This is a genomic window from Prochlorococcus marinus XMU1404, assembly GCF_017696175.1.
GTDB lineage: Bacteria > Cyanobacteriota > Cyanobacteriia > PCC-6307 > Cyanobiaceae > Prochlorococcus_A > Prochlorococcus_A marinus_X.
This window is the reverse complement of record NZ_JAAORE010000002.1, coordinates 67,930-86,716: the sequence shown is the minus strand read 5'-3', so window position 1 is coordinate 86,716 and position 18,787 is coordinate 67,930. Positions and strand designations below refer to the sequence as shown.

Here is an 18,787-nt window from a genome sequence, read left to right as displayed (position 1 = left end):
TTACAGCAAAAGTGATGAATATAAGTAAAACGAATGATGTAGTAATAAGAAATTTACTTAAATAGACTTCATAATTTGAAGACAAGTCAAATGTCAATAGAACCATCACCATTTCTACCCCAAACAACCATTGCAATTGAGAAAGTAAAAATTGCTGCTAATGCAGCCCAACCTATTTGAAAGATCATTAGATTTAAAAACTTATATAAAATATAACAGAACTTAAATTTTTTTTGTCATTTCTTAGTTAAAGTTAATCTCTCAGAAACAAAATTTTATAAATATAATACTAATAAAAAATTGGGCAGGTTAGTATTAAATCATAGTACACATATTGAAGGTCTGATTCCGTTATTGCAAAAGTTAGCTCTTAACATAAATATTAAGACTGTAACTCCCGCAGTAATATCAAGAGTTAGAGGAAGATCATCAAAATTAACAATAAGATTATCAGTTAAAACCATAAACGGGTTCAAGGCTATAGCAAGAAAAGGGAGAACAGCCCAAGAAGTTTTTATTTCAACAGACTTAAGTAAAGATGAATTAAAACAGATTATAGATATTTATAATAGTAATTGAAATTTATAATAAATATATTTTCTATCTAAAAAATAATGAAATCAGTTTTAAATTTATGCTTTTTTTTGTTTGCTTTGCTAATAATTGGAGATAAATCATTCTCCTTAACTAACTACCAAATAAAAAGAATTTGTAAACCAGAAAGAAGAGTATCAAATTGCATAAAAAGTTTGCAAGAAAAAAAATTAGATCTAAAAAAAGGGAAATTAATTGAAATCCCTGTAATACCATTTAAAAAATAACTATAGTTTAAATTTCAAATTCTGATTCGAAAAGATTAAAAGCATTTTTATATTTTGTAAGAAGTTCTTCAGAATTATCATTAAATCCTAGCTGTTCATAATCTTCTTTTAATTCATCATATGAGTAAACAACTCCATTAAATGCACTCATATATTCCTTTTGTATATCTTCATCATCAATGTCATAGATTTTCGCCAAAACTAATTCAACATTTTTTTTTGATGAATATATTTTTTTCTCGAAATCTTTATTTAACTTCCTTCTTTTTTTTGGCATCTATAAATTTTATTTAAATACAAATTTACAATACTCAAATACATAGATAAATTAAATTAAAACTTATAAAATGAATATATAGTTTCCAAATCAAAATAAACCTTCTATATTCCAAGAAGTTAATTGTTGATATGAATAAAAAAGAAACAATTAATCACAAAGATGTCAAAAAACAAAATTATGCAGTTAAGAAAATGAATGCAACCGAAAACTCAAAGAAAAAAAAAGATAAAGATCTTCCATGGTGGGTAGAGTTGTTATTTGTTCAGATAGGATTGCCAGATAACTTACTAATAAAAATATTAAAAGCCAAAAAACAATCCAAAGAATTTATTAAAAATGATAAAAAAATATTAATAACATTTTTGTTTGGATTTATTTCATTAGCATATTTTTATCCAGTTATTAAACATGCAAAAAACAAATTAGAATGTCAAAGTATAGCCAAGAATTATATTGTTAAAAATAAAAATATTGCAAGAATCAATAGAAGAGAATTAAAAATGTTATCAACTAATTTTTGTTATGGAGGGAAAGAAATCTATGAAATTGAAAATTAAAAATTTATTTTTTTAAATAACCCAAAGAATATTATAATGGTTTTTTTAAGTCTAAATTAAATTTAAATTTTAATCCTATGACTGATGTTAGACAAAAAAAAGAAAATGTAAAAATGCATTTGAAAGATTTAAGACAAAACTTAAAAAAGATGCATTTAGCAGTTACAGAAGAATTAATATTGCCTCAGCCAGATGAGGTTAAAACATTGATTAGTAAAGTGGATCAGTTATTAAAATTGATAGAATCAAAATAAACTATAATTTATATAACTTTAGTAATCAAAAGATAGAAAAATGAAAAGGGTAAAATTGTTTTCACAAATAATTATAACTTTAGCTTTTTTAACTTCCTGTAAAGCATCATTAAATAATGAGAAACCTATAATTAATTCAGAAGATGATGTTAAGGATAAGAACAATCCAAAAAAGGAAAGAATGGAAATAAAGTTTTCGTGCGGACAAGATGGGATTTCAAAATACTTAGATGATGGATGGATTATTTTAAAAGAAGATTCTCAAGAAAAAATTTGTACATGGAAATCTGTTCCTGCCACAATAGATTGTGATATGGAAAAAGATAAAGGGTGTAAATTAACAAAGCCAGATAAAATTGGAGAAGAGAAAATTTATTTGTTAGAAAAATGACTTTAAGATTATGAATCCAATACCAGAAAAATTAGTAGATTCAATTTTTAAGAAACTAAAAAATTATAAGTCTAAAGAAATTTCTTTAGAGAGAGAAAATTTAAAGAAATTTATCTTTTCGCTTTTAAGATGAAATTGAATAAAAAAGGGATTTAAAAAAACTGTTATTATATAAAAATCTTAAAATTTTATTATGTATAATTTTTCTTCTTTAACTATATTTCTAATAATGACTTTTATTATAAGCCTTTATTTTCTGTTTAAGGTTACTTCTAATGAAAAGAATTAGAAAGGTTGTTATTAGTTTTAAATAATTGGATCTTCTCTAATTAATAAAACCGAATGATTACTTATACCATCCTTCATCCATTCCTTATATTCTTCTAAAACGGACTTTTTATCTTTACTATTAAGTAGATTAATTCTTTTTTTTGCGTTATCTAATGCAACCTTAATACAAAATTTATAATTATTTGAATTTTCATGCATAGTTTTTTTTTAAATATAATAAAAAAATATATTAAATTTGTATTAAAAATGACAATAATAAGCTTTGATTTGATAAGAGTATCAAGCAATACGGAACATTAATTTATATAGTTGTGATAATGATAATTTATTAAATTCCTATGTCATACGAAGCAGGTAGTAAAGAATGTAGACATTTAGTAGATGCCAAAGAAAGTTTGCTTTCTGCAATGGATGCATTAAGCAATATAAACTCTACTGATATATTGCAAATCCAAATTAAAGAAATATATAACAAATTAGAACAAATGCACGATAATCGCAAAAAAATAGAATCAGCTAAATTTATTTCTAATTAATTTAGATAATTAAAAATTTCCATATTGACTTTTTATCTTTTTTAATTCTTTATCTGATAATAAATCAAGTAAAGCATCAAGTTGTGCGTGTACTTCCTTTGCTTCGTTGAGATCTGGTAACAAATCGTCTTTGATAAGCATCTGATGCATCTCTCTAAGTTCTAACCTTATATATCTAAGGTGAGAACTTACTTCCTCTCTCTTAGTTGCACTCATATTAACTTTTCATTAGTAACATTATACAATATTATGTTTGTAAGATTCCCATCTATATTTGATCAAATTGGGGAAATATTAAAGGTTTAAAACTTTTCAAAAATCTTCAAAGTTACTATGTAGTAATATATTTCTCATGAAAAACAAAAAAACCAAGAAAATCAAAACTAATTCTATTAAAATTAATAAAGAAAAAAGTCAAAATAAAAATTCTGCAAAATTAGTCCTTTTTATATTTGGCATAGGTCCAATAATTGGAATAACAATATTTTTATACAGCAAAGGGTTTTTCAATTCACCAAATTTCTAATTCTTTAGTTTTTAGAAATAAAATTAAACTTAATAAATTATTTAAATTTTTTTAATGAAAAAATCCTAAATTCAGCAATTTTTCTTGCATTTTCTGGATTAGAGACTAAAAAAGGATGATCCGATAAATGTTCAATTACTTTATCCATCTTTAATCGTAAATCCTCACAATCAATTTTTTCCCATACCTCGTCGAATGACATCGCGAAGCTGTCAGCATTATCATAAATTTTATCTTTCATTACATTTAGAATTTAAATAAAAAGGTTTTAAAATTTTTAACTAATCATAAAGGGAAATTAGAGAGATTACATATAAAGCAATTATAATTACAAACTGAGAAAATTTTTCTCTGAAATTTAACAGAAATAATAATTTATTAAATAATTTTACTCTAAACAACTAGAATTCAAAATCTGATCCTATTTGACAGAAGTGTTACAATAACGACATATATTTAGTTTCATGGAAAATAAAGTCAAAAGGATTGGATATCTACCTAGAAAAAGGGTACTTGAAATTATTGACGAGATATCCAAAAGTGAATCTATTAGTAGATCTAAAGTTGTTGGGATTTTAGTTGAAGAGGCATTAGATGCCAGAGGTATTGCGAATTTTGGATATAGCAATATTAAGAAATCAAATTTATACAAATCGGATATTTTAAAAGAGGTGAAAAGTGAAAATATTCATTTAGAAGATGCAGAAGATGAATTTGTTGATGACAGTGGTTATACAGTTTCTTCTCATAAAACATTAGATCGATCAATTTCATCAGCTGATATAGAGTTAGCAAATAAAATTAATATTCTTAAAGAATCTGGATTAATATAACTTCCTTCGAAAATTTATTTTATTTTTTAATGCATAACAATGAATCATTGATTATTCTTAATCAAGGATAATATTCTTTTTAATTAATTTGAATATTAAACCGTTACTAATATTAATTTTGTTTTTAAAAAATGAAAGATATTAAATGTCCTTCATGCGGCAAAACATTCCGAATTGACCCCAGTAGTTTTGAAGAAATACTTCTTCAAATAAAAGACGAAGAATTTAATAAACAAATAAAAGAGAGACTTCTTTTGGTTGAAGAAGATAATAAAAAAGCTTTGGAGATATTAAAACGAGAGTTAAAAATACAATTAATAGAGCAAAACAGTATTAAAGAAACTGAGATCCAAGCTCTTGAATCTAAATTGAAGTTGGCAGAAGAAAAGAAAGCAAATGCCCTAAATGATTTAAGAAATCAAGCAACAAATAAAATTAATTCACTCAATAATGAGTTAATCAAAATAAAAGATGAATTTAAAAACCAGTCTTTAATTTCAGAATTATCTTTAAAAAATAAAATCAATGAAGCTGTTACTAACCTAGAAAGAGAAAACTCATCTTTAACAAATTGCATCGAAAAGATGAAACTTGAACAATCAATAAACGAAAAATTAATTGAAGAAAAGTTTAAAAGCAAAATTAGTGAAAGAGACCTGACTATTCAGGAGTTAAGAGAAATGAAATCAAAATTATCTACAAAGATGATAGGCGAAACATTAGAAATCCATTGCGAAACTCAATTTAATCTTAATCGTGCCTCTGCATTTAAAAACTCATATTTCGAAAAGGATAATGATGTTACTTCAGGAAGTAAAGGTGACTATATATTTAGAGAAATTGATGAAAACAGAACAGAAGTAATATCTATAATGTTTGAGATGAAAAACGAAAGCGAAACTGGAACTAATAAAAGAAAAAATGAAGATTTTTTAAAAGAATTAGATAAAGATAGAAGGCAAAAATCTTGTGAGTATGCAGTACTAGTTTCGCTTCTTGAACCAGATAGTGAACTTTATAATGCAGGAATAGTAGATGTCTCTCATAGATATCCAAAAATGTATGTCATAAGACCGCAATTTTTCTTACCTATTATTTCTCTATTAAGAAATGCATCTATGGAATCCTTAAAATACAAATCACAAATTGACTTAATGAAACGCGAAAATTATGACATAACTAATTTTGAAAGTACACTTGAGAAATTTAAGAATGCATTTGGTAAAAATGTTACACTGGCCCAAGATAGATTTAATGATGCAATTTCAGAAATTGATAAATCAATAACCCATTTACAAAAAACTAAAGAGGCTTTAATTCTTTCAAAAAAACATCTTTTAACTGCTGGCAGCAAATCTCAGGACTTAACGGTAAAGAAATTAACTAGAAATAACCCGACGATGAAAAAAAAGTTTAATGATTTACACAATGTAGAAGATGATGTTGCTTAATTTAAAAAGAAAATTTGAAATTAATAATAGTTAAAAATAGAGTTAATTATTAATTTAAAATATATTATTAATAATAAATCCCATAGAAAAACAATAATGTCTATCAACACTCCAATTTTTACAATTGCTAAAGAGCTTAAAGTCGAAAGTAATAGAGTACTATTAGCCTGCAAAAAACTTGGAATCAACGCCAAAGGCGCTACAAAAAGATTAAATAAAGAAGAATTAGAAAAAATTAAATATTATTTTGAAACAGGCAAGAATGCTTCTGATGAAGTGATCAATTTAAATAAAGTTAAAACCAAAAGTAGTGCAAGTAAAATTTTAGAAAAGGTAAAGATAAATTATTTCGAAAACAGACTTATACGCAAATCTTAAATAAAAATAATTTTTCCTAATTACTAAAAGGAATAAGTCACAGAAAAAAAATATAATGATTTATCATAGGTAAAAATACTTAAGATGACCATAATTAAAATTTTAAATTCTCTTGATAAATCCTGGAAAAGAGATGATATTCTTTTAAAGATTAAAAAGGGGTTAGGAACAAATGAGATAGTTAATGAATTTCTCTTGAAAAACGAAAACCAAATTAAAGAATTAAATTCTTTATTAAGACCAGAAGATATTCATTTATTAAATCAAGTTGAACAACTCTCAACTTGCGAATCTAAATTAATAAATGAGATTAGAAATTTAAATTACTTAGAAAAAAATGAGAATCATCACATTCTTATTCAGAAAAATATTGAGCCATCTAATAGAGTTTCTTTTAACAGAATAAGTTCATTCATGACAAATTGGAGCAACAAATTTGTAGTTATTGCTTTATTAACAATTTCTGCAATAGCTTTATCAAAACAAGCATGGACATAATTCGCTAAATTAACTTCATTGTAAGAGATGCAGTTTTGAGAACTAAGCAAGAAGTTTTAATTAGATATAATGATGGAAGTCTTTATTGTGAACTTGCTGATATTTGGATTGATCCAAGAAAGCCAGTAAAAAGTGCATTAATAACCCATGCTCATTTTGATCACTTTACATTTGGCTGTGAAGAATACATTTCCACATACGAGACTGCGATAATTCTTAAAGAAAGAGTTGGAAATAATCTCAAAATTAAGACTTTTGATTATGGAGAAGAATTCAAGATAAATGGTATAAATATTTCTTTTCATCCTTCAGGACACATCCTTGGATCTAGTCAAATAAGATTTATTTTTGGAGAAGAAAAATGGCTGATTTCAGGTGACTTTAAGCTACAAAAAGATGAGACATGCAAACGATATGAAATAGTAAAAACTGATTATTTAATAAGCGAATGTACTTTTGGTTTGCCAATATTCAAGTGGGATGAGACTAGTAAAATAGCAAATGATATTTCAAAATGGGTAACAAATTCGCCAGAAAAAACTTCTTTACTTTTCTGCTATTCACTTGGAAAAGCTCAGAGATTGTTAAACGAAATTAGTCAAACAAATTTTAAAGGTAATATTTATTCCCATGGCAGTATTTATGAAATGAACAATTGTTATAAGGAACTTGGAATTGATATTAAAGATACTATAAAAATCGAAAATAAAAAAAAGATTGATGAACTTAAGGGAAGTCTAATATTATTACCGCCATCTTTAAGTAAAGGCTCTTATCTAAAAAATTTTAAAAATATTCAAACAGGTTTTGCGAGTGGATGGATGTCAATAAGAGCTCTACGAAAAAGATCAGGATATGATAAAGGATTCGCAATTTCTGATCATGCAGATTGGGATGGGATTCTGGAAGTAGTAAAAAAGTCTGAAGCAAAAAATGTAATTTTTCATCATGGAGATAGTGAAGCCTTAAGTAAATATTTAGTTGAGAAGGAATCAATAAATGTTCTTTTCTTCGGTAAATAAATATGAGCTTAAAGAAATTTTCAGAATTATTTGGCGATCTAGATTCAATTAATAGTACAAATAATAAAATTGAAGTTTTAAAAAGATATTTTTTATCAAATGAACCAATTGATAATTCATGGGCAATCTATTTATTAACTGGAAAAAGTAATAAGAGATTTATTAGTGGAAGATATTTAAAAAATCTTTTTTCACAAATATATGAATATCCTCAATGGTTAATTGATACCTGTTATTTAAAAGTTGGTGATTCTGCTGAGGTAATAACGTTATTACTTAAAAATAAAACAACTTCCAGAAATAAAAAATTATCAAATATAAGTCTCAATGAATTACTAAGCATATCAATACCTGAATTATCAAAACTTAATGAGGAGGATAAAAATTTAAAAATTAAAAATATTTGGGAAACATTACCTGAAGATAACCATCTAATTTTCAATAAAATTCTTACAGGCACTTTTAGAGTAGGAGTCTCTATCGGATTAATAACAAAATCATTATCAAAACTAAATAATATTGATGAAGAAATTATTTCTCATAGGTTGATGGGCAATTTCAAGCCTTCAATAAATTCATATGAATTTTTAATTAACAAGAATATCAATCTTGAAGAGTTAAACTCTAAACCATTTCCATTTCTTCTGGCAAATAACTTTGAAGATAAAATCTTCAAACATTCAATAAATGATTTTCAATTTGAATGGAAATACGACGGTATTAGGATTCAATTAGTTAAAAGATCAAGCCATGTTTCGTTATGGACAAGAGGGCAAGAATTAGTAAATGAATCTTTCCCAGAATTAGTAGAGGAAATGGAGCGTATAAAAGATGATTTTGTTCTTGATGGGGAATTATTAGTTTGGAATTTTAAAGACCAAATTGCCTTTGATTTTTCTTTACTTCAAAAAAGAATAAATAGAAAATCTCCTACTAGGTCAATCCAAATAAAATATCCAATTATTTTTATTGCTTATGATCTTTTAGAGATTAATGGAAGAGATATAAGAGGAATTAAATTAGAAAATAGAAGAATTAAGTTAGAAAAATATTTTTCAAAATGGCAAAATAAAACTAATAATAATATCTCTGATATTTTCAGAATATGTGATTTAATCAATCCTAAAGATTGGCCTGATGCTTTAACTTATAAAGAGAAATCTCGAGAAAATAATACTGAAGGATTAATAATTAAAAACAAAATGTCTCCATACACCTCTGGAAGAAAAAAAGGTATTTGGTGGAAATATAAAGTTGATCCTATGCAACTTGATGCTGTTCTAATTTACGCTAAAGTCGGAAGCGGTAGAAGAGCTGGTCTATATACAGACTATAGTTTTGCATTATGGAAAGACCAAGAATTGATTAAATTTGCCAGTGCATATTCTGGTTTAAAGAATATTGAGATTAAAGAGCTGGATAAATGGATAAGGAAAAATACAATAGAAAAATTTGGTCCTGTTCGATCATTAAAACCAGCAATGGTATTCGAAATATCTTTTGATAAAATACAAATTTCAAAACGTCATAAGTCAGGCATAGCAGTAAGATTTCCAAGAATAACAAAATGGAGAAAAGATAAAAAAATTAATGATGCAGATAGCCTTAAGAATGCTTATGATCTTATAGAAAAAATATCATGAAAAATATTACACAAAATAGTATGCAAAATAGAAATCAAAATAATTTGATTTCTAAGATTAAACAGTTTTTCTCCACGAATGGATGGGAGCCATTATCCTACCAGATCGAATCTTGGGAAGCATTTTTAAATGGAGAGAATGGAATAATACAGGTCCCTACTGGATGTGGCAAAACTTATGCTGCATTAATGGGACCTCTTTCACAGATAGAAGATCCCAAAAATAATAAAAGTGTGAATATATTATTAATAACGCCTTTAAAAGCTCTAACTAGAGATTTACAAAATTCCATCCGGTTAGCAGCTTTGCATTTTGACAAAGAAATCACTGTTGAAATTAGGAATGGGGATACCACATCATATGAAAAGAAAAAGCAATTAGCTAAACCACCTAATATTCTTATAACGACTCCAGAGTCTCTATCTCTTTTACTTTCTAATAAAGAATCTAATAGTCTATTTAAGGAGTTGTCATCAATAATTATTGATGAATGGCATGAATTGATGGGTAGTAAAAGAGGTAACCAGTGCGAATTATCTTTAAGTTGGCTCAGAGGTAATATAAAAAATTTACAAATTTGGGCAATGTCTGCAACTATTGGAAATATTGAAGAAGCTGCAAGAGCAATAGTTGGTATGAGGGCTATTAGGCCCAAAATAATAAGCACAAATATTCAAAAAGAGATCGAAATTATAAGTGTTTTACCTGAGGAGGAAACGACCTTTCCATGGAGTGGTCATCTTGGAATTAGAAGTCATTCTACACTTTTAAAAATATTAGATAAAAATAAAAGCACCTTATTATTCACAAATACAAGAAATCAATCTGAAAGATGGTATCAATGTCTTAAATTTTTTCTCCCAGAAATGGAAGACAAAATCGCACTTCATCACGGCTCACTCGATAAAGAAGATAGAAAAAGAGTTGAAGAGGGGGTTAAAGACGGATTAATAAAATGGGTAGTCTGCACCAGCTCATTAGATTTGGGTGTTGACTTCCAACCTGTAGATCAAATAGTTCAAATTGGCAGTGCAAAGAATTTAGCTAGACTTATCCAAAGAGCGGGAAGAAGTGCTCATAGACCAGGTGGAAAATCAAAAATAATTTTTATGCCTACTAATTCTTTGGAGTTATTAGAGATTAGTGCAATGAGAAGAATAATAAAAAGTGGTATATCTGAGGAAATTAGACTTCCTGAATTATCTTATGATGTGCTTCTACAACATCTAATAAGTTTGGCATGCGGAAATGGCTTTGATCCGAAAATTGAGAAAGAAAGAATTAAAAATTGCTGGAGTTATAGAAACTTAAAAGATCAAGATTGGAATTGGTGTCTTGACTTTTTAGAATATGGAGGAAAATGTCTTAAAGCATACCCAAAATATAAAAAGATAGTTAAAGAAGAATCACAAAATAATAATCGAAACTTTAAATATTTTGTAAAAGACAAATCTTTAATAAGAATTCATAAGTTCAATATTGGGACAATTACAAGTGACAAATTTGTGAATGTTAAATATATAAAGGGTAAATCTTTAGGAAATTTAGAAGAAAATTTTGCTTCAAAATTAAATCCCGGAGATACATTTTACTTTGCCGGCAAAATGCTTCAATTTGTAAGAATAAGAGATATGATTTTATATGTTAAAAAATCAACAAAAAAAAGTTCTCTAATTCCTGCATGGGTTGGAGGTCAAATGGCAATTTCTGATCTACTTTGTGAAAGTTTGAGAAAAGAAATAGATATATGCAATAAATTAGAAAATTATGATTACTTAAATCCCGAACTAAATTCATTACGCCCAATATTGAAGAAACAAAAGATTCTCTCAAATATTCCAAAGAAAGATGAATTCCTTATAGAAATATATAAAACCAAGGATTTATCAAATCTTTTTGTTTTTACACTTGATGGCAAATTTGTAAATGAAGGAATTGCATTTCTATGGGCTTTAAGATTGGCAAAATTAAAACAATCTACATTTAGTATTACTGCTAATGATTTTGGATTCAGCTTAACTACCGCAGAAGATTATGATTTTTCCATAATAAAAAAAGAAGCTGATTACTTTTTAGATAACAAAAAATTAGAAAAAGATCTAGAAAATGCAATTAATTTTTCAGAATTAACAAAACGTAGATTTAAAAATATTGCCCAAATAAGTGGACTTGTAAATCAAAATAATCCAACCAAAACAAAGACATCCTCTCAACTTCAAATAAGTTCAAGTCTTTTCTACGATGTCTTTACTAAATATGAAGAAGGTCATCTTTTAATAAAACAATCGCATCAAGAAGTTAAAGAATATCAATTAGAAAATAAAAGAATATCTAGATCATTAGAAAGATTAAAAAATTTAAAAATGCTACTAAACGAGATAAAAACTCCAACTCCTTTTGCTTTCCCTTTATTAGTTGAAAGACTTAAAAATACTTTAAGCAATGAACCAATAGAAAAAAGAATAGAAAATCTTATAAAAAAATATAGTGATTAAATGAAAAAAAGTTCTTTTAAATTTTGTTGGGAAGATACATTATTAGAGATGCTTCCTTCTAGAGCATTATTTCTACCGGAAACAAAAGAGTTGTTAATATGCGATATTCATCTTGGGAAAGCTGAGTATTTCCAACAAAATGGTATACCTCTTACTAATAATTCAGATAAAAGCAATTTCGAAAGAATAAAAAAAATAGTAAAAAAATATAGTCCTGAAAAGTTAATAATATTGGGAGATTTATTCCATAGCAAATATTCAATAGATAAAACTCTTCAAAAAAAAATTGAGGATCTTCCTGAACTTCTAAAAACTAATGTTGAACTCGTCCTCGGAAATCACGATATAGGTTGTGATATTAAAAATTTAAAAATTTTTGATATTAGAAAAACTAAAAATATTACTCTTAGCCATGAACCAGTTAATATAAAAAAAAATAAAACCTTGAATATTTGTGGACATTATCATCCAAAAATCTATTTAAAAAACAAAGGAGATAAATTATCTTTTAGGTGCTTCGCAATGGATGTGAATAAAAATGTTTTATATCTTCCTGCATTTGGAGACTTAACAGGAGGATATCCCTGTAAAAAGTCATTTAAAAAATGGGCAATTGTTTCTGAAGAAGAAATTATCGAAATAAAATTTTAAGAAAAATCCTATTGAATTGACTCAAATTTTTCATTTAGATATACCAATTTATACTTACAAGCCTCATTAAAAATTTTCTTCGACTAAATTAAGCATTAAATCTTGATCTCTTAAGTACAAAAGATACGATGAAATATAAAACTAATGCCCCTTCCTTTATTAAAAAATCCACGTTATAAAAAAAATAAACACATTTTATAGAAATGAAAAAATTAATAGCCTTGATTTTGTTTCCATTTCTTATTATTCCATTTGGGACAAATGCAAATGAGAATTTTTCCGTTGAGATAGAGGCCCTTACACTTGTAATGGAGCAATATAAAGAAGATACTGAATCTAGTATTGAATTAGATATAGATGAAAAAAAGCCAAGTTACATGGCGCTTAAACAAGACGAATGTAATGCCACTGTTCAAGTTACAGAAAAAACAGGATTAGAGGTTGTAAATACTGAATTATTCGATGTAAATGTCTGTTTGAGAGAAATCTATAAAGTAATAAATTAAATAAACAGGCTATAAGAAAATATAATAAACAAAAATAAATTAAAGAGGTCTTTTACTAAAAGAAGGTAAGACCTCGAGACCTAACAGAAAACTTTGGAACGGGTTCTGCTTAACCAATTAATAACTACAATCAAATTCTAGAGATGTAATTAAAAGTACAAAAACTAAAATTTATTTTTTAAATAATTATTTCTTCTTTGATAAAGTTTGCGATTCTTCTCTAGACATTAAAGCTTCAATTTGAGCTAGAACTTTCTGAAGTTCATCGGTTTTTGTAAGAGATGCTTCTGCGAACTCTCTCAATTTTTCTAACTGTTCTTTAGTTTTATCCATGATAAATAAATTAGAAAGTAACCATCTTTAACAATGGTTTAAATACAGATTTTTCACTCCCACACAGATTCATATTCTCTCTTTTTTTTATAAAGTCAAATAAATTTCCTCTTAATAATGTTTTATGAGGACTTCCAATTAATTGTTTATTAATTATTGAAATCATAAGATTACCCTTAATAGAAATACTTTTAGATTATGAAGTAAATACAGGTAAGCCTATTGTTGCAGTTGTTATTAGAGCCCCTGCAAAAATCAAAAAAGGTAGGTAAGGATAGTTTTTCAAAGATAAACTTAATAGTTCGAGATAACTATATAAGTATTTATACTGTTTGTCTACCCCTCATCCTTCTATGGTATAAATTTTTTTCTTTTAAAAGTAAAAAATTAAACATCAACCAAATTTACCAGATATATATTCCTGAGTAGTTTTTTCTTTTGGAGAGTTAAAAATTTTCTTTGTCGAATTAAATTCCGCAAGATAACCGACTTTACCTCCATCACCATCTTCATATTCAATAGCATTAAAAAATGCAGTCATATCACTAACTCTTAATGCCTGTTGCATATTATGAGTAACGATTATTATTGTGTAATTCTTCTTAAGTTCGTGCATCGTCTCCTCAATTTTCAGAGTGGAAATCGGATCTAATGCAGAGCATGGCTCGTCCATGAGAATTATTTCAGGCTCAATAGCAATGGTTCTAGCAATACATAATCTTTGTTGTTGTCCACCAGATAAAGAGTAACCACTATCATTTAATTTATCCTTACATTCATCCCATAAAGCAGCTTTTCTTAGGGAACTTTCGACTAATGCATCCATATCTCCAGTAAATCCATTAATTCTTGCTCCAAATGCAATATTTTCGTAGATAGATTTAGGAAAAGGATTAGGTTGTTGAAAAACCATTCCAATTCTTCTTCTTACTTCAACTGGATCTACTCTTTTATCGTAAATATTAGTTCCATCAAAGAGGACAGTCCCTTTTAACGAACAATTAGGGATCAAATCGTTCATCCTATTTAATGATCTAAGAACAGTTGATTTACCACAACCAGACGGTCCAATAAGGGAGGTTATATTTCCTTTTTTAAAATTACAAAAAACATTTCTTACAGCTTCAAAAGTTCCATAGCTAATAGATACATTCTCAAGAGATAAAATGATATTCTTTGGTATTTTTTTATTAGTTTTAATCATTTATACTCTCTTAGTTTTCTCAGTAAAAGCGGCTAATATCCTTGAAAATATATTTACTGATAGTATCGATAAAACAAGAATAAAGGAAGCTGCCCAGGCTAGTTTATTCTGTGCATCATAAGGTTCAAGTGCAAAATTATAAATAAGAACTGCTAAAGAACCCATCTCATAAAACAAGTCTCCAAAGCCTGTTATGTAGTAGTAAGAGAATAAAGCCGTAAATATCAAAGGTGCTGTTTCGCCTGCTGCTCTTGCGATACCAAGAACAACGCCAGTAGAAATAGACCTAAAGGCAGAGGGCAAAGTAACTTTCAATATGGTTGTATACATACTTGCTCCAACACCAAGAGAAGCATATCTTAATTCGTTAGGAACTAACTTTAAACCTTCGTCAGTGGTCTTAATAACAGTAGGCAACATCAGTATTGAAAGAGCCATACCTCCTGCCAAACCGCTATACATACTTCCAAACAAGATTTTTGTAGAAACAATTAAGGCATAAATAAATACACCGGCAATAATTGAAGGAACACCAGCTAAAACATTTACTCCAAATCTAATAAATCTTGAAAAAGCTCCACCTTTAGAGTATTCAGCTAGATATATTCCACCACCAACACCTACTGGTATGGCGATAATTGAAGCAATGGTAGTTATTATTAATGTTCCGATCAATGCAGGATTAATACCACCAGCATCTAAATCATCTCCAGGGGGATTTGGTTCTAAAGTAAATAGTTCTGGTGTGATTTGGGATCCACCTTTGATGAGAATATAAGTCAACAGAAAAATCAAAGGGAGTATTGCGATCAATGCACAAATTACTGATAAAGAAGTAAAGAATTTATCTCCTATATTTCTTGATAATCTTTTCTGGTAATAGAGTGAATTCATAATTATCTAATATTTGAGACTAAATTTCTTAACTAGCCACTGCGCAAAGATATTTACTACCAAAGAAAGAATCATCAGTACAAAAGCCGCATAAAACAGTGATGAAACTTGACTTCCATCAGCTTCACCAAACTGGTTTGCAAGCATGGAGGAAATGGTATATCCAGGAGATAATAAAGACCAACTAAATGCATTGGAATTACCAATAATCATTGTCACAGCCATTGTTTCTCCCATTGCCCTGCCTAAAGCCAATAGAACACCTGCCATAATTCCTGATAATGCTGCTGGCAAAATTACTGAAAATATTGTTTTCCATCTACTTGCTCCAATGCCATAAGCCGCATTTCTTAGCTTTTTAGGAACCTGATTAAGTGAATCCCTTGCAATAGAAGTCACTATTGGCAAAAGCATTACTACTAAAATCAATATTGCTAACAAAGAATTCCTGCCTGTAGGTTCTGTACTGAATAAAGGTATCCAACCAAAGAAATTATGTAAAAAGACAAAAAAGGCTCTAAAAAAAGGTTCCATTACAAATATTGCCCAAAGTCCCAATACAACTGATGGAATTGCTGCTAATAATTCAACAAAAGAACCTATTATTTCTCTAAAAACTTTCGGTACAAAGTCTTCGGTAATAAATATTGCCGTTCCAACTCCTAGAGGGATAGTTATTAATAACGAAAGAAATGAGGTTACTAATGTGCCATATATTGCAGTAAAAGCTCCGTATTCATCTTTTACTGGATTCCATTCAGAGGTTACTAGAAACTTCAAGCCATACCTTGAAAAGGATTCAAATGACTGAAAAAAAACTACTAAAATAATTCCTAAAAGTATTATTGCAACGAAACTAGACAAGACTAGGGCAGTATTCTTGAAGATAATATCTATATTTTTTTCGATACCGAATCTTTTACGATTCTTGAAAAGAGTTAATTTCTCTTCCATTAAAAAAAGAATATCTCTATAAATCTACTACTAAATGCTGTAAAAGACTTTAAGAGGACTTAAAGGTATATGAAAGTCATGATAATTTGACATCTATTAAAATTTTTAACTACCTATTTTTTCAACGGCAGCTCTTGACTTATCAAGAATATCTCCTTTTAAGGGGATAAATCCAAGGGATGAAGCCTTATCTTGATACTCATCACTTAACAATGTATTAAAGGCTTGTTTGATTGCTTTAGTGTTTCTACCATTACCTTTTTCGTAAGCAAGTATCCATGTCAATGAAGCGATAGGGTACGCTCCTTTTGCTGTTGGATTAGGATTTTTACCCGCAAGATTTTCATCTAAAGTAATACCATTAAGAGCCTTAGCTCCTGCTTCTGCAGATGGTTTTAGAAACTCCCCTGAAAGATTTTGAAGTGCAGCAGCCTTAACATTACCTTTAATATATGACTGATTTACATAACCAATTGCTCCTGGAGTGTTTTGAATTACACCTGCTACACCAGAATTACCTTTTGCTCCAACGCCTGCTGGCCACTTAACTGATTTACCAGTTCCTAAAGTCCATATTGGTGAAAATGCTTCCATAGAGTTTGTGAAAGCCTTAGTAGTTCCTGAACCATCAGAACGATGCGTCCAAGTTAACTTTCCTGATTTACAGCCTAATTCTTTCCAGTTTTTAACCATACCCATTGCAACTCGTACTGCTTGCTCTTGAGTAAGTTTCAAATCGCAATCATAGTTATAACCAAAAGCGATAGTTCCACCAACCATAGGTATTTGAACAAGTCCTCTAGTAACTTTCTCTATATCAGAATCTTTCATAGGATCATCTGATGCACCAAAGTTTACGGTTTGGTCTATAAAAGCTTTTCTTCCAGAGCCCGAACCAACTGCTTGGTAATTAACCCTTGGTCCACCAGATTTGGCTAAGTCAAAAAACCACCTAGTATAAATTTTCGAGGGAAATGTAGCTCCTGCTCCGCTCAATCTTTTTGATGCCATTGCAGATGGAGAAAGTATCAATGAAATTACAGAAGAGAAAATGAGGGTTTTTTTAAAAATGCCCACTTAGTAATGAGAAATAAGTTTGTTAATTATAAAGTTAATTTACAGCATTAAAGAAATTTAAAAATTGAAAGATTTATATATCAAATTATTTTGATAAATCTATTTTAATAGCTCTACTGCCACAACAAGATTTCCTAAAAGTCCGTTCAAAATATTTAGTTGTTCTTTACTACCAAATGCTATTAATACCTGTCCTGGTTGAAGTATGAAATTACCTCCAGGATTAGTAAACAACTTTTCATTTTCTTTAATAGCTAAAATTTTTGCACCACTTTTTTTGCCTATTCCAAGTTCAGAAAGTGATCTTTTCTCTGCTGTTTCAAAAAGACTAATATCATTACTTAATTCAAATTCTTCAATTTCACATTCACTTCCGGCGAGAAGATCAAGGAAGTCAATAGCAATAGGTCTTAATGCCATTGATGCCATTGCTCTTCCTGCGGCAATATAAGGACTTACTACTATACTTGCCCCAGCTAATCTCAACTTATTTGCGGCTTCTTCAGTTCCAGCTCTTGCAATTACTCTTATAGAACTTCTTATCCCTTTAGCACTTAAAACTACATATAAATTCGCAGCATCATTAGGTAAGGTAACGACCAAGCTTTTGCATTTTTCTAACCCTGCCAGTTTTAACGTCTCATCAAGAGTGGCGTCTGCACAAAGAACTTCTAAACCGTTTTCTTCAGCAATCTTTTTTCTATCTTCATCACTCTCAACAACAATAATTGGAATATTTTGCGTTTTTATCTGGTTAGATATTTCCTGACCTACCCTCCCATATCCGCACAAAATTACATGATTTTCCATTTTTCTAAGAAGTCTTTTAAAACGTAATTCGTTTACTCTTTGAAAATAGCCGGATTCGAATAATCTAACAGCTTTTTGAAAGGTAAATTGAATAAAGATCAATCCGCCAACGATTACTAAAACAGTTACTATCCTGCCTTCAGGGCTTAAAGGTTGAACTTCTCCAAAACCAATAGTGGTTATTGTGATCAGAACCATCCATAAGCAATCACTCCATTCCCATCCCTCTGTTATTCGATAGCCAATAGCACCTAAAAAAAACAGAAAGAATAAAGAATAAATAAGACCAAACCAAGGTCTTAAATAGTCTTTAATAAAATAGAACTCAAATAATCTAAGCTTCATATCCCTTATTATCGTTAACTATTCAAAAATTTCAAAA

General features: G+C 28.5%; 27 protein-coding genes. 15 read left to right on the top strand and 12 right to left on the bottom strand.

Going from position 1 to position 18,787, the window contains the following annotated elements:
• Positions 1–86: 86 nt before the first annotated feature.
• Complete coding sequence (gene petN / locus HA144_RS04125; RefSeq protein WP_011376303.1) at positions 87–188, bottom strand: cytochrome b6-f complex subunit PetN; 102 nt, start codon at positions 186–188, stop codon at positions 87–89.
• Between the two features lie 112 nt (positions 189–300).
• On the opposite strand from petN, the gene HA144_RS04120 reads away from it, so the two are divergent.
• The gene (locus HA144_RS04120; protein ID WP_209042787.1) at positions 301–579 is read left to right on the top strand and encodes a DUF2103 domain-containing protein; all 279 of its coding nucleotides are present in this window, start codon (positions 301–303) and stop codon (positions 577–579) included.
• 35 nt (positions 580–614) lie between these two features.
• Positions 615–821, top strand: a complete 207-nt coding sequence (locus HA144_RS04115; protein ID WP_209042785.1) for a hypothetical protein — start codon at positions 615–617, stop codon at positions 819–821.
• A gap of 7 nt (positions 822–828) precedes the next feature.
• On the opposite strand, the gene HA144_RS04110 is transcribed toward HA144_RS04115, so the two are convergent.
• Entirely contained in the window at positions 829–1,098 is a 270-nt protein-coding gene (locus tag HA144_RS04110; protein ID WP_209042783.1) for a hypothetical protein, read from the bottom strand.
• A 131-nt stretch (positions 1,099–1,229) separates the two neighbouring features.
• Here HA144_RS04110 and HA144_RS04105 point away from each other — a divergent pair, with 131 nt between their 5' ends.
• The 3 genes from HA144_RS04105 to HA144_RS04095 all read left to right on the top strand — a co-directional run bounded on the left by HA144_RS04105 (position 1,230) and on the right by HA144_RS04095 (position 2,303).
• Entirely contained in the window at positions 1,230–1,658 is a 429-nt protein-coding gene (locus HA144_RS04105; protein ID WP_209042781.1) for a hypothetical protein, read from the top strand.
• Between the two features lie 77 nt (positions 1,659–1,735).
• On the top strand, positions 1,736–1,912 hold the full coding sequence (locus HA144_RS04100) for a hypothetical protein (protein WP_209042778.1): 177 nt from the start codon (positions 1,736–1,738) through the stop codon (positions 1,910–1,912).
• A 40-nt stretch (positions 1,913–1,952) separates the two neighbouring features.
• Complete coding sequence (locus HA144_RS04095; RefSeq protein ID WP_209042776.1) at positions 1,953–2,303, top strand: alpha-2-macroglobulin; 351 nt, start codon at positions 1,953–1,955, stop codon at positions 2,301–2,303.
• Positions 2,304–2,609: 306 nt separating this feature from the next.
• Here the strand turns inward: HA144_RS04095 and HA144_RS04090 are convergent, their stop codons facing one another.
• A complete protein-coding gene (locus HA144_RS04090) occupies positions 2,610–2,792 on the bottom strand; it encodes a hypothetical protein (protein ID WP_209042775.1) in 183 nt (60 codons plus the stop codon).
• Between the two features lie 140 nt (positions 2,793–2,932).
• On the opposite strand from HA144_RS04090, the gene HA144_RS04085 reads away from it, so the two are divergent.
• The gene (locus HA144_RS04085; RefSeq protein ID WP_209042773.1) at positions 2,933–3,130 is read left to right on the top strand and encodes a hypothetical protein; all 198 of its coding nucleotides are present in this window, start codon (positions 2,933–2,935) and stop codon (positions 3,128–3,130) included.
• A gap of 9 nt (positions 3,131–3,139) precedes the next feature.
• Here the strand turns inward: HA144_RS04085 and HA144_RS04080 are convergent, their stop codons facing one another.
• Both HA144_RS04080 and HA144_RS04075 read right to left on the bottom strand, forming a co-directional pair.
• The gene (locus tag HA144_RS04080) at positions 3,140–3,346 is read right to left on the bottom strand and encodes a hypothetical protein (protein ID WP_209042771.1); all 207 of its coding nucleotides are present in this window, start codon (positions 3,344–3,346) and stop codon (positions 3,140–3,142) included.
• Between the two features lie 347 nt (positions 3,347–3,693).
• Positions 3,694–3,897 (bottom strand): hypothetical protein, encoded by a 204-nt coding sequence (locus HA144_RS04075; RefSeq protein WP_209042770.1) that lies wholly within the window; start codon positions 3,895–3,897, stop codon positions 3,694–3,696.
• Positions 3,898–4,120: 223 nt separating this feature from the next.
• Between HA144_RS04075 and HA144_RS04070 the strand changes: the two genes are divergently transcribed.
• The 9 genes from HA144_RS04070 (at position 4,121) to HA144_RS04030 (ending at position 13,133) form a co-directional block, all read left to right on the top strand.
• Complete coding sequence (locus tag HA144_RS04070; RefSeq protein WP_209042768.1) at positions 4,121–4,489, top strand: CopG family transcriptional regulator; 369 nt, start codon at positions 4,121–4,123, stop codon at positions 4,487–4,489.
• Between the two features lie 131 nt (positions 4,490–4,620).
• Positions 4,621–5,940 (top strand): DUF2130 domain-containing protein, encoded by a 1,320-nt coding sequence (locus HA144_RS04065; protein ID WP_209042765.1) that lies wholly within the window; start codon positions 4,621–4,623, stop codon positions 5,938–5,940.
• Between the two features lie 96 nt (positions 5,941–6,036).
• The gene (locus HA144_RS04060; protein WP_209042763.1) at positions 6,037–6,318 is read left to right on the top strand and encodes a translation initiation factor IF-2 N-terminal domain-containing protein; all 282 of its coding nucleotides are present in this window, start codon (positions 6,037–6,039) and stop codon (positions 6,316–6,318) included.
• 84 nt (positions 6,319–6,402) lie between these two features.
• Entirely contained in the window at positions 6,403–6,816 is a 414-nt protein-coding gene (locus HA144_RS04055) for a competence protein ComC (RefSeq protein WP_209042761.1), read from the top strand.
• A 35-nt stretch (positions 6,817–6,851) separates the two neighbouring features.
• Positions 6,852–7,838 (top strand): ligase-associated DNA damage response exonuclease, encoded by a 987-nt coding sequence (locus tag HA144_RS04050; RefSeq protein WP_209042760.1) that lies wholly within the window; start codon positions 6,852–6,854, stop codon positions 7,836–7,838.
• 2 nt (positions 7,839–7,840) lie between these two features.
• The gene (locus HA144_RS04045; protein WP_209042758.1) at positions 7,841–9,481 is read left to right on the top strand and encodes an ATP-dependent DNA ligase; all 1,641 of its coding nucleotides are present in this window, start codon (positions 7,841–7,843) and stop codon (positions 9,479–9,481) included.
• A complete protein-coding gene (locus tag HA144_RS04040; protein WP_209042756.1) occupies positions 9,478–11,976 on the top strand; it encodes a ligase-associated DNA damage response DEXH box helicase in 2,499 nt (832 codons plus the stop codon). Before HA144_RS04045 ends, HA144_RS04040 begins: the two co-directional genes overlap by 4 nt.
• Positions 11,977–12,627: a ligase-associated DNA damage response endonuclease PdeM gene (pdeM, locus tag HA144_RS04035; RefSeq protein WP_209042754.1), complete on the top strand. Its 651-nt coding sequence runs from the start codon at positions 11,977–11,979 to the stop codon at positions 12,625–12,627.
• Positions 12,628–12,830: 203 nt separating this feature from the next.
• Positions 12,831–13,133: a hypothetical protein gene (locus HA144_RS04030; protein WP_209042752.1), complete on the top strand. Its 303-nt coding sequence runs from the start codon at positions 12,831–12,833 to the stop codon at positions 13,131–13,133.
• A 186-nt stretch (positions 13,134–13,319) separates the two neighbouring features.
• Here the strand turns inward: HA144_RS04030 and HA144_RS04025 are convergent, their stop codons facing one another.
• From HA144_RS04025 to HA144_RS03995, 7 genes are all read right to left on the bottom strand, one after another.
• The gene (locus HA144_RS04025; protein WP_209042750.1) at positions 13,320–13,466 is read right to left on the bottom strand and encodes a hypothetical protein; all 147 of its coding nucleotides are present in this window, start codon (positions 13,464–13,466) and stop codon (positions 13,320–13,322) included.
• Positions 13,467–13,476: 10 nt separating this feature from the next.
• A complete protein-coding gene (locus HA144_RS04020) occupies positions 13,477–13,632 on the bottom strand; it encodes a hypothetical protein (RefSeq protein ID WP_209042748.1) in 156 nt (51 codons plus the stop codon).
• Between the two features lie 228 nt (positions 13,633–13,860).
• A complete protein-coding gene (gene pstB, locus HA144_RS04015; protein WP_209042747.1) occupies positions 13,861–14,670 on the bottom strand; it encodes a phosphate ABC transporter ATP-binding protein PstB in 810 nt (269 codons plus the stop codon).
• Complete coding sequence (pstA, locus tag HA144_RS04010; protein ID WP_209042745.1) at positions 14,671–15,564, bottom strand: phosphate ABC transporter permease PstA; 894 nt, start codon at positions 15,562–15,564, stop codon at positions 14,671–14,673.
• A 6-nt stretch (positions 15,565–15,570) separates the two neighbouring features.
• Entirely contained in the window at positions 15,571–16,518 is a 948-nt protein-coding gene (pstC, locus tag HA144_RS04005) for a phosphate ABC transporter permease subunit PstC (protein ID WP_032524262.1), read from the bottom strand.
• 105 nt (positions 16,519–16,623) lie between these two features.
• Complete coding sequence (gene pstS, locus HA144_RS04000) at positions 16,624–17,595, bottom strand: phosphate ABC transporter substrate-binding protein PstS (RefSeq protein ID WP_209042743.1); 972 nt, start codon at positions 17,593–17,595, stop codon at positions 16,624–16,626.
• Positions 17,596–17,694: 99 nt separating this feature from the next.
• Positions 17,695–18,750: a potassium channel family protein gene (locus tag HA144_RS03995; RefSeq protein ID WP_209042741.1), complete on the bottom strand. Its 1,056-nt coding sequence runs from the start codon at positions 18,748–18,750 to the stop codon at positions 17,695–17,697.
• Positions 18,751–18,787 lie beyond the last annotated feature (37 nt).

Coding starts and splice junctions, on each gene's coding strand:
- HA144_RS04065 (WP_209042765.1), top strand. CDS start 4,621: ATGAAAGATATTAAATGTCCTTCATGCGGCAAAACATTCCGAATTGAC.
- HA144_RS04020 (WP_209042748.1), bottom strand. CDS start 13,632: ATGATTTCAATAATTAATAAACAATTAATTGGAAGTCCTCATAAAACA.
- HA144_RS03995 (WP_209042741.1), bottom strand. CDS start 18,750: ATGAAGCTTAGATTATTTGAGTTCTATTTTATTAAAGACTATTTAAGA.
- pstC (WP_032524262.1), bottom strand. CDS start 16,518: ATGGAAGAGAAATTAACTCTTTTCAAGAATCGTAAAAGATTCGGTATC.
- HA144_RS04085 (WP_209042773.1), top strand. CDS start 2,933: ATGTCATACGAAGCAGGTAGTAAAGAATGTAGACATTTAGTAGATGCC.
- HA144_RS04100 (WP_209042778.1), top strand. CDS start 1,736: ATGACTGATGTTAGACAAAAAAAAGAAAATGTAAAAATGCATTTGAAA.
- HA144_RS04055 (WP_209042761.1), top strand. CDS start 6,403: ATGACCATAATTAAAATTTTAAATTCTCTTGATAAATCCTGGAAAAGA.
- HA144_RS04090 (WP_209042775.1), bottom strand. CDS start 2,792: ATGCATGAAAATTCAAATAATTATAAATTTTGTATTAAGGTTGCATTA.
- HA144_RS04075 (WP_209042770.1), bottom strand. CDS start 3,897: ATGAAAGATAAAATTTATGATAATGCTGACAGCTTCGCGATGTCATTC.
- pdeM (WP_209042754.1), top strand. CDS start 11,977: ATGAAAAAAAGTTCTTTTAAATTTTGTTGGGAAGATACATTATTAGAG.
- HA144_RS04070 (WP_209042768.1), top strand. CDS start 4,121: ATGGAAAATAAAGTCAAAAGGATTGGATATCTACCTAGAAAAAGGGTA.
- HA144_RS04115 (WP_209042785.1), top strand. CDS start 615: ATGAAATCAGTTTTAAATTTATGCTTTTTTTTGTTTGCTTTGCTAATA.
- HA144_RS04060 (WP_209042763.1), top strand. CDS start 6,037: ATGTCTATCAACACTCCAATTTTTACAATTGCTAAAGAGCTTAAAGTC.
- HA144_RS04030 (WP_209042752.1), top strand. CDS start 12,831: ATGAAAAAATTAATAGCCTTGATTTTGTTTCCATTTCTTATTATTCCA.
- HA144_RS04110 (WP_209042783.1), bottom strand. CDS start 1,098: ATGCCAAAAAAAAGAAGGAAGTTAAATAAAGATTTCGAGAAAAAAATA.
- HA144_RS04045 (WP_209042758.1), top strand. CDS start 7,841: ATGAGCTTAAAGAAATTTTCAGAATTATTTGGCGATCTAGATTCAATT.
- pstB (WP_209042747.1), bottom strand. CDS start 14,670: ATGATTAAAACTAATAAAAAAATACCAAAGAATATCATTTTATCTCTT.
- HA144_RS04080 (WP_209042771.1), bottom strand. CDS start 3,346: ATGAGTGCAACTAAGAGAGAGGAAGTAAGTTCTCACCTTAGATATATA.
- pstA (WP_209042745.1), bottom strand. CDS start 15,564: ATGAATTCACTCTATTACCAGAAAAGATTATCAAGAAATATAGGAGAT.
- petN (WP_011376303.1), bottom strand. CDS start 188: ATGATCTTTCAAATAGGTTGGGCTGCATTAGCAGCAATTTTTACTTTC.
- HA144_RS04105 (WP_209042781.1), top strand. CDS start 1,230: ATGAATAAAAAAGAAACAATTAATCACAAAGATGTCAAAAAACAAAAT.
- HA144_RS04040 (WP_209042756.1), top strand. CDS start 9,478: ATGAAAAATATTACACAAAATAGTATGCAAAATAGAAATCAAAATAAT.
- HA144_RS04025 (WP_209042750.1), bottom strand. CDS start 13,466: ATGGATAAAACTAAAGAACAGTTAGAAAAATTGAGAGAGTTCGCAGAA.
- HA144_RS04095 (WP_209042776.1), top strand. CDS start 1,953: ATGAAAAGGGTAAAATTGTTTTCACAAATAATTATAACTTTAGCTTTT.